Consider the following 15,894-nt stretch of genomic DNA (forward strand, 5'->3'; position numbering starts at 1 on the left):
ATCTCGCATCTCGAGCGAGTCATGGCCAACGATAACGCCCTCGCGATTTTCGCGCCGACGTATTGGCGTTCGCGTATTCAGCAGGTCGAGGCAACGCCTGGTGTCATGCCCGCGCAACTCCGCCGGCTGCACACGCTGAGGAAACGACTCGATCGCGCCACGCAGGCAGCCGACGAACCGCGTCAAACATCACGACATAATCAATTGAAAGGAGATCTCCATGCCGCCCACCTCGGCTGAGCCATCGATCCATCGACGCTTCTTCGTGCACGCCTTGCGAATCGAACATATCGTTCATATCGATGCATCGCTCTGTGACGACATTTTTTTTGGCCCAGCTCGCGACCTGCTACAGAATGATTTCGATGAAGTGCGCGAAGCGTTGGTAGCAGGCGGATTGAATTTCCGCCATATCGAACAGGCCGCCACGTTCGACGACCTTGAGCATTGGCTCGCGAAGGTCGTGTGGAAGCTCGAAATCGGTTTTCTCGTACAGGCACGGCAACCGTATTTCATCGTCGACAGTCACGATCACTTCGGCTACTCGTGGGAACTCAGCCGCACGCGCTGGTTCTTCGCTCGCCAGTATGCCTATGCGCTCAACCAGATCAGTGCCTGGGGCGCACGCAATCACAATGAGGCACGCACACGGCTTGAGCGCGCACCGTGCTGATCTGGTTTGCCCGCGCGCAAGGCATCGCGACCGGCATCGGGACACGAAATGTCCTGATGTACGCTCATACTCGATACGTCTGAATTGCTGGAGATCCCAACCCGCCCATGACGCATCGTTTTCTCCTCCCGGAGTCCTCACCTGATCGAATCAGCAACGTGGAACCTGTCGTCGAACTCTGGTCGCTGCGGTTCCTTGTGAACCTGGAATTGCACCGATACTTGATCAAGCCGAGCGGCTGGGCCAGCGATCTGATCTCCCAGGCGCTCGCGCTGCCGGACCTGCGACTGCCCGGCGCGCCGCGCGCCCTCACCGTGGAATTCGACATCGAGGAAGACGATGCGCCCGAGGCCACCGATCGCCTGTTCGACACGCAGTCCGCGCGCACGCTCCTGCAGGAACGCCTCGCCGCAGTCGAAACCAATCCGTTGGCTGCGAACGCGCCGGCGATCGTTGCGCAGAACATTGGCAAGCTCCAGGCGCTGGTCGGCCTCACGGACGTCGAGTCGCGCATCCTGATGTTCGCGGTGCTCGTGCATACCGATCGAGTTCTCGACAAGCTGAGCGACTGGATCGGCGAACTGACGTCGGCCGGCCTTTATTACGCATTGGGTGCCGTGCTCGGCGTCGACGAACAGGCGGTGCGCCGCGCGCTTTCGCCTCAAGGCACGCTCGCGCGCTCGGGTCTGCTGAACGTCGATCGCAAGCAGCGCTGGACGCTCGCGACGAAACTCGACCTGCTTTCCAGCGAATTCGCCGATCGCATCGTGTCGGACGCGGTCGATACGCTCGATCTCCTGCGCGGGCTGGTCACGCTCGCCTCGCCGCCCACGCTGACGCTCAACGATTTCTCTCACGTGGAGCAACAGGTCAGCTTGATTTGCGCCTGGCTCAAACGCGCCTCGCTGACGCAGCGGCGCGGCGTGAACATTCTCGTGCATGGCGCGCCGGGCACTGGCAAGACGGAGTTGACGCGCGTGCTGGCTCGCGCGATGCAATTGAGCCTTTATGAAGTCACGGGCGAGAACGCCAACGGCGACGCTGTGCCCGGCGCGCAGCGCCTGCGCGCATTTCGTGCGTCGCAGGCTTTTTTTGCCGAGCGTCGCGCGTTGATGGTGCTCGATGAAGCCGAGGACGTCTTCACCAGTGGCGAGCCGGGCGAGCGTAGCGTTGCGCAGGCGCACAAGGCCTGGCTCAATCGCGCGCTAGAAGAAAACCCCGTGCCGACGCTCTGGCTCTCGAATTCTGTCGGGGGCATCGATCCCGCGTTCGTACGCCGCTTCGACCTGGTGCTGAACCTGCCCGTGCCGCCGGCGCGCGTACGCACTCGCATCATTTCCCGAGCCTGCGAGAACCGTGTGCCTGAGGCCAGCCTGCATCGTTTGTCGGCGCATCCGGCGCTCACGCCCGGCGTGGTCGCGCGCGCCGCCCAGGTGCTGCATCACGTCGCCGACGACTGGACCCCGCAAAGCTTCGGCGACGCGCTCGAGCGGATCATCAATGACACGCTGGAAGCGCAGGGCCATGCGCCGCTCGCACTCCACGGCGTGCCCCAGGTCATGGGAGGCTTCGACCCGCGCCTTGTGAGCGTCGACGTCGATCTCGCCGTGCTCGCGCAAAACATCGCGAGCACGCGCTCGGCGCGCCTCTGCCTGTACGGTCCGCCGGGCACCGGCAAGACCGCGTTTGGGACGTGGCTCGCGCAAGAGATCCAATGCCCGCTGTTGCTGCGCCGCGCCTCCGACATGATTTCGCCCTACGTCGGCGAAACCGAGCAGAACATTGCGCGCGTGTTTCGCGAAGCCGCGCGCGAACGCGCGCTCCTGCTGATCGACGAGGCCGACAGCTTCCTGCGCGAGCGCGCCACGAGCCAGCACAGCTGGGAGGTCACGGCCGTCAACGAAATGCTCACGCAGATCGAGTACTTCGACGGCGTGCTCGTCATGTCGACCAACCTGTTCGATTCGCTCGACGAAGCCGCGTTGCGCCGCTTTGACGCCAAGCTGCGTTTCGGCTATCTGAAGCGCACGCAGGCGGCGACGTTCTTCGCGCAACGCTGCGAGGCGCTCGGGTTCGCAGCGCCGGATGCCGCGATCGATCGCGTACTTTCGCGCCTCGCCGCGCTGACGCCGGGCGATTTCGCGGCCGTGATCCGGCGCCACCGGTTCCACCCGTTGAAAAGCGCGCTCGAGTTTGCCGAGGCACTCGAAAGCGAATGCAGTTTCCGCCAGCGAGGATCGGCACCGATCGGCTTTCTGCGCTGACGTGCTGCTAAAGAAAGCGGCCTTTGTGCCGATAGCCATGAGACGGTGTCATGCCGTTCGCCGCCCGCAAGCTGTCGTAGCCCGCGCCACGATCCACGATTCCGGAAGACCACAACAACGCCATGCGCGATTTCGCTGATATCAAAAGTCTCCTCGATGTGCTGCATGATCCGCTCGCCGTCGGGCTGCGAGCACGCTGGAAATCGTTCAACCCGTTCCGCGTCCTCAAGGTAGAAAAGCGCGAACTGCGCCATACGACGACGTTGGCATGGTTGCTCGATCCCCGCGAGAATCACGGCCTGGGCGACCATTTCCTGCGCGGGTTCCTGAAGAGCGTGTGCGAATCGGCCAGCGATCACACCACGCTGCTGCGCTACGAAACCGACAACGACGCCATCGTCCGCGTGCATTCCGAGCTGCAGATGCAGAAGGTGTTGGGCGACCGCATCATTCCCGACTTCGACGACGATCGATATTCCGACGTGCCCGCGAATGCCGACAGCGAGCGCGGCAAGCGCCGCATCGACGTGCTCGTGGAAGGGCAAGGTTGGGCCGTCGCGATCGAAGCGAAAATCGGTGCCACCGAAGGCGAGGGACAACTCGACGCCTATCGCGCGCCGCTACAACTGTGGGCGCAACGAACCGGCCGCGAGTTGCTGCTCGTCTACCTGACGATCGACGAGCAAGATATCAAAGGCGACGACTGGATCAACGCGCAATGGAGCAAGGCGGTTGCGCAGCCGCTTCGCACGGTGCTCACGGCATCGGGAGAATCAGCGCAACTGGGTGACCAGCAGCACGCGTTCCTCGCAAGCTACCTCGACATCCTCAGCGACGTCGCCGACGATGCCGATGGCTTCGTCAACTGCGCGCTCTCCGAGCTCGCCAGCCACCACACCACGGCGCTGCGGTGCCTCAAGGAAGCGATCAAGGCGTCGAGCCAGAATGCGCCGCATCCGGCGGACTGGATCGTGCTCTACGAGCGCAACAAGCGCTTGCTCGACCCGCTGCTTGAGTATGTCGATCTGGGTTTCGAGGCGCGGGCCGAGATGATCGACAAGGCGCTCAGTACGCCCGGCCTCCGCAAGGTCAAGAGTGACAACTCGTACGTGCGCTTCATCGTCACGGACTGGGCGCAGCGCTTTCCGCGCATCTTCGAGCCGTCGGATGTGCAGTTGCCGCGTGTGCTGTACGAAATTCGCAACGACTCGAAGCAGCCGCACAAGGTCTTCGTCGCCCTGCAGATCTGGCTGCTCGATGGCAACGTGTACAAAGACGAGGTGTATCTCGAGGAACGCAACTTGATGGTACGCGACATTCAGAAGAATGGTCGCGTCGACGAATTCCCGCGACTGTTCGCACGGCGCAAGCCCAAGGAACAATTAAACAAGAAGGTGCAGACGCTCGTGAGCGCCGCCATCGCGTGCGACATCGAAGCGTCCGACGCGGCGCACTTCGCCGAGAAGCTGAATGAGTTCGTCTCCAGAACGTCGAAGCAGGTCGAGAAATACCTCGGCCGCTTCGGAGAAGGAGACGAGCTTGCCGCGGCCTGACAAGCCCGCAACGCGCTGACCTCGAGGGGCGAGACCAGCGCCAGCACATCCCGATAGAGAGGAAAGCCGTCATGGCCCGCAACACACTAGTAGTACAGGATCATCTCGCCGCGCGCGCGAGCCGTCTCGCGGCGGCGCGCCGTCAACAGCACGGCTTGCAGGTCATGACCGTCGACCAACTTGCGGCGCGGCTTGCTGGCGGCTTCACGCGGCCCATCGACGTCGAGACCCTGCGTGGCGCGCTCAAGGCGGCGCTGCCAACGACGCCGATTGGCGAGCTCGAAGGCATCAAGTCGCTGCCCGGCATGATCGACGCCGCTGCCGGGACCCTGCAAAGGGCCTGGCGCGCTGGCATCGACCTCGCGGCGCGCGCCGCTGACCATCCACGCCTCGATGCCGTCGCGAGGCTCGAGGCGGCCGTGCTTGCGCAACTGCCGCCGGGCATGATGCGCCCCGCGGATCTCGTTGCAGCGGCCGTGCGTCGTATCGCTCACGCGCCGGCTGTCCTCGGGCGAGTGGAAATCGCCGGGCTGACCGATCTCGATCCGTGCTGGCGACCGATGCTTTTCGCGCTGGCGCAGCACGTCGAGCTGCAATGGTCTGCCGGGCCGCGCGCGATGCCGAAGTGGCTCGACGCAGGCGCTGTCGCCGTGTCGCGGACCGCGTGCGCGACGCCCACGGTAACGGCCGTGAGCGCCGCGACGCCTTACCACGAAGCGATCGAAGCGATGCGCTGGGCGCGCTCACTGCTTGCGTCCGGGCAAGCCGTCCCCTCGGAAATCGCGATCGCGAGCGCGTCCACGACCGACTACGACGACTTTCTTCTGACCTTGAGCGCCGACGCCAATCTCGATCTGCATTTCGTCCATGGCATCCGCAGCGTCGCGACCCGCGACGGGCAAGCCGCCGCGGCGTTGGCGCAGATCGTCGTGCGCGGCCTTTCGCAGTCGCGCCTGCGTCGCCTCGCATCGCTATGCCGGGATTCGGCGCTGTTCGAAGCTTTGCCGAAAGGCTGGATGCGAATCATGCCGCCCGACGCACCGCTTTCTTCGCTGCACGCATGGGAGCGGTTGCTCGGCCGCCTGAGCGCCGAAGACTGGCCTGACGGCCACGATCACGGCGCGGCCATGCGTGCGCTTGTCGAGCGCCTCACGGGCGGCCCGGACGCCGCGCCCGAAATCGGCGAGGCCATGTTGAGGGGCCGCGCGCTCGCGATCTGGCGCTCGGCGCTGCTCGCCGGCCCGGCCACGTCAATCGACATCACGCTGGAAAGCTCGAGGCAAAGCGATGAGCACGAGCCATGCGTGAGCGTTGCGTGGATGCCCGCCAGCGCGCTCTCGGGCTCGCCGCGCCGCTTCGTGCGGCTGCTCGGCCTCAGCGCCTCGCGTTGGCCACGCTGCGATGCCGAGGACGCGCTGGTTCCCGAACACATCATTCCGGCCGCCGAATTCAATCCGCTGCCCGTGAGCGCCGCAGATCGCCTGGACTTCGAGACCATTCTGGCAACAACAGCCAGTGAAGTCGTGCTGTCGCGCGCGCGCCGCAACGGTGACGGGCGTCAGCTGGGGCGCAGTCCCCTGCTGAACGCATACGGCGCGGAGACATTTCTCGGCCGCTATGCCGCCCCCGTCCACGCCTTCTCCGAAACGGACCGGCTCATGGGCCGACCGGCGGAATTTCGCGCCTTGCCGCAAGCGGCCAGCGCACGCGCGTGCTGGAACGACTGGCAGCGCGCCGAGATCACCGCACACATGACGGCCTCGTGCGCGCCGACCACCCACTCGTACTCGCAATCCTCACGCGTACCCAGTCGGCTAGTTCGCTGCGGCGCCTGTTGCGCAATCCGCTCGGTTATCTGTGGCTCTATGCGTTCGGCTGGCGTGAACAGGAAAGCGACGCCGAACCGCTCATGCTCGATGCGCTCAGCGTCGGCAACCTAGTTCACGAAGTGCTCGATCTCGCGCTGCGCGATCTCGAGCGTGCGAACGGCGTCGCGAAGTCCGATGCCGAAACGATCGCGGCGGCCGTGGAGCGTGCGGCGACGACCGTCGCCGCCCAATGGGAAAGTGAGTGCGCGTTGCCGCCGGGCGTCATCTGGCGCCGGACGCTCGACGACACGCGCTCGATGGCACGCGTCGCGCTGGGTTGGCACGACGACACGCTGCCCGGCGCGCGCGCCTGGGGCGAAGTGCCGTTCGGCGGCTCCGAGCCCAAATCGGACGCCGATCTCCCGTGGGATGCACAAGCAACCGTCTCGATCCCCGACACGGGATTCAACATCGCCGGATATATTGACCGGCTCGACGTTGCCGGCGACGGCACGCGCGCGCGCGTGCGTGACTACAAGAGCGGGCAGACGCCGAAAGAGACCATTCAGGTCGACGGCGGCCGCGAGTTGCAGCGCTGCCTCTATGCGTTCGCAGTCAAGGTACTCCTCGGCGACGACGTATCGATCAGCGCCTCGCTGTTCTATCTGCGCGATGCCAAAAACCTCGTGCTCGAGAACGCGGACGCCGTACTCGACGAAATCGCCGGCCACCTCAAAGCCGCACGTGAGAGCTTCGCCGCAGGCGCGGCGTTGCCCGGCCCCGACGCCAGCTCGAACACCGACGACCTCGCATTCGCCCTGCCCGCGAATGCGAGCGCAACATATTGCAAGCGCAAGACGCCGGCCGCTATCGAGCGGCTCGGCGAGTTCACCGCGGTCTGGGAGGCCGAATGATGCACGGCAAGACAAAAGCTCTCAACGACGACAACGCGCGCCGCACCGCGATTTGCGTGCATGACCGGTCGATACTCGTCGAAGCCGGCGCGGGGTCCGGAAAGACTGCCGTCATGGCGGGGCGCATCGCGCTCATGCTGGCCGAAGGCGTCGCGCCGCGTTCGATCGCGGCGGTCACGTTCACCGAGCTCGCCGCCAGCGAACTCGTTTCGCGGGTGCGGGATTTCGTTGCCGAGCTCTCGGCGGCCCGCATCAGCGCCGAGCTGAAAATCGCGCTGCCAAACGGCTTGTCGCCATCACAACGGGCGAATCTCGCGGCATCGTCGGCTGCCATCGACGAGATCACCTGCTCGACGATCCACGGGTTCTGCCAGCGCCTGATCAAGCCGTATCCCGTGGAAGCGGATCTCGATCCCGGCGCGCGCGTGATGGATCGTAACCAGGCCGATCTCGTGTTCGACGAGATCGTCGACGGCTGGTTGCGCGAGCGGCTTGGCGGCACGCAGGCTGGCGTGCTCGCCGAGTTGGTGCTGCACAAGCCTGCCGAGGCGGTGGCGCTCGTCCGGAAGATCGCCGGAAGCCTGCGGCGCCGACGCACGCTTCGCGCGCCCAACGTCGCGGCGCTCCACGGCCCCTTTCAGGCATTCCAGCAAGCGACGGCGACCTTCGGCGCCTTCGCACACGGCACGCCAGCAATGGAACCGGAAACGGCGCGCATCGTGGATCACCTGAAAGAACTGGCGGCTACGCTGTCAGCAGGCCCCGGTCCGGCGACGCCCGCGGGCCTCGTCCGCCTTCTCACGACGCGTCTCCACTCGGACATTCGCACGAAGACGGGCGAATTCCGTGTTTATCGTTACAAAGGCAAGTGGGTCGCGGCTGCGAGAGCGCAAGGCTTAAGCAAAGCAGAAGGCGAACAGCTCAACGACGACGCGACCGATCGCTACGAGGCCTGCAGCGAAACGTGGACGGCACTGCTTCGGGCTGCTGCGAGTCACGTGCTGGTGTCGCTCGTCGACGAGGCAAGAGAGATCCTCGCACGCTATCGCGACTACAAGCGTACCGCCGCGCTGCTCGATTTCGACGACCTGATCTTCGCCGCGCGCGACCTGCTGCGCGATCACGATGACGTCCGCCGCGCGCTCGGCGCGCGCTTCGCCCATGTGCTCGTCGACGAGTTCCAGGACACTGACCCGCTCCAGACCGAGATTTTCTGGCGTTTGTGCGGCGACCCGGCAGACGGGCACTTAAACGCGGACTGGACGCAATTCCGCATCCGTCCCGGCGCGCTGTTCCTCGTCGGCGACCCGAAGCAGGCGATCTACCGCTTTCGCGGCGCCGACGTCGGCGCCTACGTTCAGGCCCGCGACGCGTTTCGCGCACAGGACCCGCAGAGCCTGCTGTCGATTTCGACCAATTTCCGCTCATGTGCGCCCATCCTTGCCTACGTGAACGAGCGCTTTGAAGATGTGCTCTCGAGCGACGGGCAACCAGGCTTCACCGCGCTCGACGCATTCCACGGCGACCGCGCGGCGAGCAAGCGTGCGTGGCGGCGCTCGACATCGCCGTGGCAGACGCAAGCGGCGCAGCCGACACCACGCAGCAACGCGATGCGGAAGCCGAAGCCGTCGCGGATTTGTGCGCGCGCTTCGTCGGCAACGGGACCGTCCTCGATCGCCGCACGGGCGAAACACGTCCGTGCAGGCCGGGCGACATCGCCTTGCTCGCGCCGACGGGCAGCGACCTTTGGCGCTACGAAGAGGCACTGGAGCGCCGCGGCATCCCGGTCGCGACACAGGCCGGCAAGGGCCTCTTTCGCCGTCAGGAGATTCACGACCTGATCGCGCTCACGCGCGTCCTCGCCGACCGCAAGGACACGCTGGCGCTCGGCGCGCTTTTGCGCGGGCCGCTCGTCGGCCTCACGGACGAGGCGTTGCTCGATATCGTGTGGACGCTCCCGCGCGCCGCCGACGCGCCCGACCGCATCGCGCGACTCGACCTCGGCGTGGACGCCGAAGCCATCACGCATCCGCTTGCACGCAAAGTCATCGAGGCACTCCAGGCGCTCGAGCGTCGCAGCCACCACACGACGCCGCACGATCTGCTTTCGCAGGCGATCGACGTCATGCGCGTGCGGCATATTCTGCGCGGCCGTCACGGACGCGAGTCCGAGCGCGCGCTCGTCAACGTCGATCTGTATCTGGGGCTGTCCGCCAGCTATGCGGTACGCGGCTTGCGGGCATTCGCCGAAGCGATGACGCTCGCCTGGCAGGACGAGGCCAAAGCGGTCGAAGGCCAGGCGGACGCTCAGGAAGAAGCGGTCACGCTGCTCACCATGCACGCGTCGAAGGGTCTCGAGTGGCCGGTCGTCATTCCGGTCAACACGATGACCGGCGTGATGGCCGCCGACAGCGCGATCACGGAGCGCCAGACCGAAACGTTCTACTGTCCGATTCTCGGCGTCGCGCCGCTAGGCTACGAGGCAGCTCGCGAAGCCGAGCAGAACGAGCTCGCCCGCGAGCGAACCCGGCTCTGGTACGTCGCTGCGACTCGCGCCCGCGAACTGCTCGTCCTGCCGCGCCTCGACGCGGCAGCACCCAAGAACTCCTGGATCGGGCTGCTCGATCTGGCGATCAGCGCGCTGCCGGCGCTCGACGTCACGCATCTGGCGGCGGCCACGGGCGCAGCCGTCGTCGAGCCGGAGAACGCGCAGACGCGCGACGCGTTCGCCGCCGAGGCAAGGGCCATCGCAGAACGGCAGCACAAGCTGACGTGGTTGGCGCCAAGCCGTGACGAGAGTACGTCCGGGCCGGTGCTGCAAGCTGCGCCCCAGGAAGAATCAATGGGGATCGAAGCTTCGCTCGACGCCAGCTTGGCCAGCACGGTCCAAGGGAGCCGCGAGCGCGGACTCATCCTGCACAAGCTCTTCGAGGAAGTGCTGACTGGAGAGACAACTGACGATGCAGCGGCGCTCATCATGCGCGCGAAGGAGCTCATCGATGTGTTTCAGCACCCCCAACGAAGCGGCGCCGGGAATGCCATGTCTGCCCACGAGCTCGCTGATTGCGTCGCTCGGACATTAGCATTGCCCGAGATCGCCCCACTGAGGGCGGCGCTCGTTCCGGAGTTCCCTGTTTATCGCGCTCAGGAGGACGACGGCAAGGAAACGGCAACGGCCGGCATCGCCGATGCCGTCACGCTAGATGCCGATGGACGCCCCGCCGTCGTGATTGACTGGAAAAGCGATGTGCGGCCAGATGTGAAGACCGTGGAGCACTATCGCGCGCAGGTTCGCGCCTATCTCGACGTGACCGGCGCCGAGCGCGGTCTAATCGTGTTCGTGACGACAGGCGCAATAGTCGCCGTCGAGCCAACGATGACCGGCGCCGCAGCCGCGTAAGCCTGCCCCGGCGCGCGGCGACAGATCATATTGCCGTGCGCCGGGCCTGGGCGCAGTCCCGACCCGCGATCGATCAGGCGTCGACGACAGCCACCTGGAACGCATCCTCAGGCCGATGCCCTTTGACAAGCGCCTTGAGGATTTCTTCCTTAATGTGATTGTCGAGACGGTTCGGGTAGAGCGGCTTCTCGCTTGCCGCGTCCGCATGCCAGTGAGCCATGAATTCGGTTTCAGCGTCCTCCCGTGAGCGTTTGACGAGCTTCGGCGGCCTTTGTGCGGCGGTGCGCCACTCGTTGACGTGCATCGCCCAGTCCTGCTCGCAGCTTTCCCAGTCGAATTTCGCGACACGTTCTTTTTCTTCTTCCCAATTGGCCTTGTAGCCCCGACCAGGCTGGCCGCTCGCATTGACCGCAAGGCATGCGAGATTCGGCAATTCGTGCTTGGCACAGAACATCTCGATCATCAGAAGCCGCTTGCCGATCGAGAGCGGAATCGCGCTCTGCACAAGTTCGTCATCCGGAAAGTCACGCTTGGCGCGCTCGACCAGTTCGCCATAACGGATCGTCGCGCCCGCGCTGTCGCGCGCGAGCTCGAGCAGATAGCGATAGTAGATTTCGCCGAGGCGAACGTCGTAAGCCGAAATTTTCATCAATTCTGGAACCTTCCTAATACCTTCGATTGTCTTCCGGCGTGTGCATCGCGATCAGCGTCTTGTCCGGCTGTGCGTATGCGCGGAAAGCACTGCGCGACGTGCCGCCTACTTGCCGTACATTTCGTAAAGCCGCGCTGCTTCCGCCGCGAGTTCGGCGCGCAGGCTCGCTGGCGCGAGCACTTCCACGTTCGGGCCGAACGAGCGCAGCCACCATCGCAGACGCTGACTCAACATTACCGTGCCCTGCACGTAGAGCGCATCGCCCTTGCGCGAGTCCTTCTGGTCCGCGGACATCGGCGCTTCGAGTAGATGGTCGCCCGCGCTATCGGTGAACTTCAGTTTGAGGAGCACTTCTTTTTCGACCATGAAATCGAAACGGCGCTGCTGCTTCACATATTGATCGAGCGAGAAGGTCGCGGGATAGGAAAATGCCTCGGGCAGCGCCTTGGCTTGCGAGAGCCGATCCATGCGGTACATCGTCGGCTCCCGTTTGCCCTCGGTGCCGCCAATGAGATAAACGAGACCTCCGACTTCCACAAGACCGAATGGCAGAATGACCTTCGGCGTCTCGTTATCGACGTTGTGGCGAGGCCGATAGACCACATCGAGCTTGCGCTCTTCGAAGAGCGCCTTCGAAACGACAGCAAATAACTCGCGGTCAATCACCGGATACCTCAGGGCGAAGCCACCGCTTTCTACAGCGACCTTGCTGGTCCATCGGGAATAGTGCTGCTCATTCGGGCTGTTGGGGCGTTGCAAGCGCGTTTCTGCGACCTCGAACATAGAGGACAACGCGTCGGCCACGAGGCTAGGAATCTGTCGCGACGAGAAGCGCCGCAAGGTCTGGAGCGCGAGCGCTTCGTCGAACGTCATCATCGCGCCCGCGCGCGCCGCCATGCCGCTCGCACCGGCCTTTCTGCGCCACTCGAGCGCGTTGCCGCGCTCCTGCATCTCAACAAGCCCGGTTGTCGCAAGCCGTGTGAGATGGCGATTGATCGTCCTGACCGTGACGGGTTCAAGCGCATCCTGCACGACGCGCTGATGGATCTCTGGCGTACTGAGGTAGTTGCCCTGCGTTGCCCCATCGGGCAAGACACGCATGATTTCACGATCGAGTTCTGACATGGGATAGCGCTGGCAAGGTGAGAGTCCGTCGTCGCGTTATCGGCAATTTGGACTTAATCTTGAATTACTCGCGGACTGCGCCATCCGCCCAACGCTCAAGGCCGTTCCGATTCCGTCAGAGTTTCGAACGGGTAGCCTCGTTACCCGAGGCGCTTCGCCCCCTCAGCGGCAATGGCTTGCGTGCCCTGTCACCTCGCGGAAGAGCTAAAGCGCAGCATCAATGGCAATCAACGTTTCAAGCGCCCCACCCAGTATGCCGAGGCCTATTGCCGGGTTAATCTGCGGTTCGCGACTGTTGATGCGTACAACACGAGGTCCGTGACGCTCACTGAACCGACGGATACGGCGCGCGTCAAGCAAGTTGTCGCCTCACTCATGCAGCCAGAGGCTGTTTATTTGCGCTGATCGACGCCATCTCGACGACTGAGTCGCGTTCGGGGTTAAGCGTCACGGCACCAACCGGTGTCCAGTTGCGCGTGTGGCGCGACCAGCGGGCCGGATTGCGCTCGCGGGCCCTCTCGTACAGTGCATGCCGAGCGGCGAGAAGCGCACGATCGTCACCGGCGTGACGCTGCGCAGGCGTCACGTAGCGGATGCCACTATGACGATGCTCGAAGTTGTACCACTGCACGAAGCCGGCAGCCCAGGTGCGAGCAGCGTTCAGGTCCTCGAAGCCTGTGACCGGAAACTCCGGCCGGTACTTCGCGGTTCGGAACAGCGCCTCGGCATAGGCGTTGTCGTCGCTGACCCGGGGGCGCGAGTACGACGGCTTGATGCCCAGCCAGTGCAGCATCGCCAGCACGGTAGTGGCCTTCAGCGTCGCCCCGTTATCGCCGTGCAGCACCGGCCGGGCCTCAAGGGCGGCAATGCCTTCGGAGAGCGCCGTACGACGTACGAGATGAGCAGCGTGTTCGGCCGCGTCGCTGTCGTGCACCTCCCAGCCGACAATCTTGCGGCTGTACAGGTCCAGAATCAGGTACAGGTGGAACCATCGCCCTGTGACCGTTGCCGGCAAATAGGTCATGTCCCAGCACCACACCTGGCGCGGCGCGGTTGCAACGTGCGTGGTCGGCGGCCGGCCGCTCGAAGGAGTTCTGGCACGGCCACGGCGCCTCATCTGCCCATGCTCGCGCAGCACGCGCGCAAAGGTCGATTCGCTGGCGATGTACACGCCTTCGTCAGCCAGCATCGGCACGATGCGCGCCGGTGGCATGTCGGCAAAGCGCGGCTCGCTGGCTACGCGCAGCACGTTTTCCCGCTCCTCCGGGCTCAAGGTGTGCGCGGGCAGCAGGCGCATCGCGCCGGGCCTGGCGTCGCCAGTGACGAGCCCTTGATTGGCCTTCCAGCGCTGCAGGGTACGCACGTCGATCCCGGCCACCTCGCAGGCCAGGCGCAACCGTGCGCCAGCCAGTCTTGCCGAATCGATTTCCCGGGCCAGGAGCTGGCGATCTTCGAGGCCGATCATTCGTCCTCGCCCTTGTCCGTGTTGAAGATCGCCCCGAGTTTTTTTGAAAGAACCAGCAATGCGGCTGCCTCGGCCAGTGCTTTCTCCTTGCGCCGCAGTTCGCGTTCCAGTTCCTTGATGCGACGCTGGTCCTGCTTCGTTTGCTGTGGACTCGCACGGGCCTCTTCGGGCTCGGCCAGCGCCTGCGTGGCCGCTTGCCGCCACTGCGCCAGTTCCTGCGGATACACGCCATGCTCGCGGCACCACGCATTGCGGGCCGTCTCGTCCATCGCTGCCGTGCTCAACACCGCTTCGAAACGCGCGGCCGCTGTCCAGGCCCGCTCGCGAGCGGGCCTGGACAGCGCATCACTGCGCCAGCGCTCCAGCGTCTGCGCGCCCACACCGATCTCTCGCGCAACCTCTTCCACTGATGCGCTCTCCGGCGGCAGCAACCGCGCCACTGCTCTGTCCTTGAATGTCTTTCCGTAACGCGCCAACTTGTTCTCTCTTTATCGCCCCCAGATTCCAATTTTATCCAGGCGACAACCATTGTGACGCGGGGGGGATAGTCGGTAGCGCCGTTCCAGCACCGATCTCGATCACCGCGGGACGTTTGACCTGGCTCAACCACATCTGCAAACGCCTTATCTGACGTTCTGTACGCTCTTCCAGCCACGCATGGTCCCAGAACATCAGGATGTTGGGACGCGCGAGGACACCACACCGTGTGCAACGCGGCAATTGGCCGATCATTCGACAGGCTTGCTCGTCAACCGCGGGGTCGAATCCGGTTGCCGGCCAGATGTCCACACAGCACGGCGTCGCGCACTGGAAATGGTGGATCGATCCATGACATTCCGCGACGAAGCGTTCCGAAAAGCCTGCCTTCTGGAATTGACCATCGACGTTGCTCGTATAAACGAACGCCCCGTGTGGCATGCGCGCCGCCCAACGCTTAAGTATCGCGAATCCGCCGTGCGGCTCGACTTCGCGATAGCGCGCCAGGCGGTGGCCATAGAAGCCCCAGGCAAGCAGGGGGTCGTCCCGGAATGCATCCGGATTCGCCATGGATTGAAAGCCGCGCTGCAGCGCCCCCAACGCTGGATAGGCGCGCCACAACCCCTCGTTGCCACGATAGTCAGGAAGGCCCGAATCGACGCCCATTCCTGCGCCCGCGGTAATCAAGAGCGCGTCGGCGTTGCGAATCCATTCGGCTGCGCGTGCAATTGCGTGCGCCTGTGCTTCCATAAATTCTTCCTGTGGCATGTGTGCTCCGGCCGTAGTTCGGCGCGCGGCGTGATAGTCAATCCCTGCCGCGGGAAAGACTATAAGTCGAGGTAAGGACATTTCTTGTCCCGACTGAACTCAGCCTGCTATACCACTCGCGAAAGCCCCGCTTGCACGCCCCATTAGCGAAGATACTCCGCCAATCCAGCTCTAGTCGCCAGTCTGTGGCATCGAGGCAGCGGTTGTCCCATTCGCGGCGCAAACTGCTCGCTCCAATGCAACGAGAACTCACTAATTGCAATGGCAAAGCAGGGCTAGGTGTACAGGCCTGTCTTGATACAGAGCGCAACGAGCGCACGGCTCGCCAAAGCGCCGCGTTGCATCGCATCGAGGTTATCGGGATACGACGCATCTCTCGCAAAGACGCGGCTGAAACCGTTGCCAGCGCCGGACGGGACGCTCGCATGGACGGGAGCACTCCTGTCCGAGGTTGTGCAGACTGCCGCTTCGAGTGAAGGAATCAAATGACAAAAATTGCGGGCACGCTGGAATTCGTCAACGTAAAGTACATACGGACGTCGCGATATCGACGGCGAGGACAAACAGAAAGTCACCGCGCGCCCCGCTACAAGGTGCGATACCGAGTGCAGGGGCAACCACCCCGGGTAGCGATGGTCGAGCCGAAAATCTCCCACCTCATCGTCTCGCGCATTCGCGAAAGCCAGCCAGGAGACCGAGTTGAGGTCGCGCTAACAACCGACGAACAAAACATCGTCGAATGGACAAACCAGACACAAGACACGCTCTGGGAGGACTTCAGCGGGACATTCGGAG

General features: G+C 64.2%; 12 protein-coding genes. 8 read left to right on the forward strand and 4 right to left on the reverse strand.

All coding sequences use genetic code 11. The features are described 5' to 3' along the window. The first annotated feature begins 21 nt into the window (after window positions 1-21). From OKW35_RS08160 to OKW35_RS08195, 8 genes are all read left to right on the forward strand, one after another. Complete coding sequence (locus tag OKW35_RS08160; protein WP_429551670.1) at window positions 22-240, forward strand: hypothetical protein; 219 nt, start codon at window positions 22-24, stop codon at window positions 238-240. Then, on the forward strand, window positions 221-673 hold the full coding sequence (locus OKW35_RS08165) for a hypothetical protein (RefSeq protein WP_429551671.1): 453 nt from the start codon (window positions 221-223) through the stop codon (window positions 671-673). Before OKW35_RS08160 ends, OKW35_RS08165 begins: the two co-directional genes overlap by 20 nt. Before the next feature lie 158 nt (window positions 674-831). Further along, window positions 832-2,937 carry an AAA family ATPase gene (locus OKW35_RS08170; RefSeq protein WP_429551672.1) on the forward strand — a complete coding sequence of 702 codons (2,106 nt, stop codon included), beginning with the start codon at window positions 832-834 and terminating at the stop codon, window positions 2,935-2,937. A 122-nt stretch (window positions 2,938-3,059) separates the two neighbouring features. Then, complete coding sequence (locus OKW35_RS08175) at window positions 3,060-4,490, forward strand: PD-(D/E)XK nuclease family protein (RefSeq protein ID WP_429551673.1); 1,431 nt, start codon at window positions 3,060-3,062, stop codon at window positions 4,488-4,490. A gap of 71 nt (window positions 4,491-4,561) precedes the next feature. Beyond that, complete coding sequence (locus OKW35_RS08180) at window positions 4,562-6,430, forward strand: hypothetical protein (RefSeq protein ID WP_429551674.1); 1,869 nt, start codon at window positions 4,562-4,564, stop codon at window positions 6,428-6,430. Further along, window positions 6,325-7,212, forward strand: coding sequence for a PD-(D/E)XK nuclease family protein (locus OKW35_RS08185; protein ID WP_429551675.1), 888 nt, complete (start codon window positions 6,325-6,327; stop codon window positions 7,210-7,212). The genes OKW35_RS08180 and OKW35_RS08185 overlap by 106 nt, the downstream gene beginning before the upstream one ends. Further along, window positions 7,209-9,053, forward strand: coding sequence for a UvrD-helicase domain-containing protein (locus tag OKW35_RS08190; protein WP_429551676.1), 1,845 nt, complete (start codon window positions 7,209-7,211; stop codon window positions 9,051-9,053). The genes OKW35_RS08185 and OKW35_RS08190 overlap by 4 nt, the downstream gene beginning before the upstream one ends. Next, entirely contained in the window at window positions 8,978-10,612 is a 1,635-nt protein-coding gene (locus OKW35_RS08195) for a 3'-5' exonuclease (RefSeq protein ID WP_429551839.1), read from the forward strand. Before OKW35_RS08190 ends, OKW35_RS08195 begins: the two co-directional genes overlap by 76 nt. A gap of 73 nt (window positions 10,613-10,685) precedes the next feature. On the opposite strand, the gene OKW35_RS08200 is transcribed toward OKW35_RS08195, so the two are convergent. The 4 genes from OKW35_RS08200 to OKW35_RS08215 form a co-directional block, all read right to left on the reverse strand. Next, complete coding sequence (locus OKW35_RS08200) at window positions 10,686-11,261, reverse strand: hypothetical protein (RefSeq protein WP_429551677.1); 576 nt, start codon at window positions 11,259-11,261, stop codon at window positions 10,686-10,688. 108 nt (window positions 11,262-11,369) lie between these two features. Further along, window positions 11,370-12,389, reverse strand: a complete 1,020-nt coding sequence (locus OKW35_RS08205; RefSeq protein WP_429551678.1) for a helix-turn-helix transcriptional regulator — start codon at window positions 12,387-12,389, stop codon at window positions 11,370-11,372. A gap of 373 nt (window positions 12,390-12,762) precedes the next feature. Then, window positions 12,763-14,330 (reverse strand): IS3 family transposase gene (locus tag OKW35_RS08210; RefSeq protein ID WP_429551679.1). Its coding sequence is split into 2 segments (ribosomal slippage): window positions 12,763-13,892 and window positions 13,892-14,330, totalling 1,569 coding nucleotides; the frame shifts between segments, so codons are not numbered across the junction. A 34-nt stretch (window positions 14,331-14,364) separates the two neighbouring features. Continuing rightward, a complete protein-coding gene (locus tag OKW35_RS08215; RefSeq protein WP_429551680.1) occupies window positions 14,365-15,099 on the reverse strand; it encodes an SIR2 family NAD-dependent protein deacylase in 735 nt (244 codons plus the stop codon). Window positions 15,100-15,894: the final 795 nt, after the last annotated feature.

The organism is Paraburkholderia sp. MM5477-R1, from assembly GCF_050436385.1.
GTDB classification, from domain to species: Bacteria; Pseudomonadota; Gammaproteobacteria; order Burkholderiales; family Burkholderiaceae; genus Paraburkholderia; species Paraburkholderia tuberum.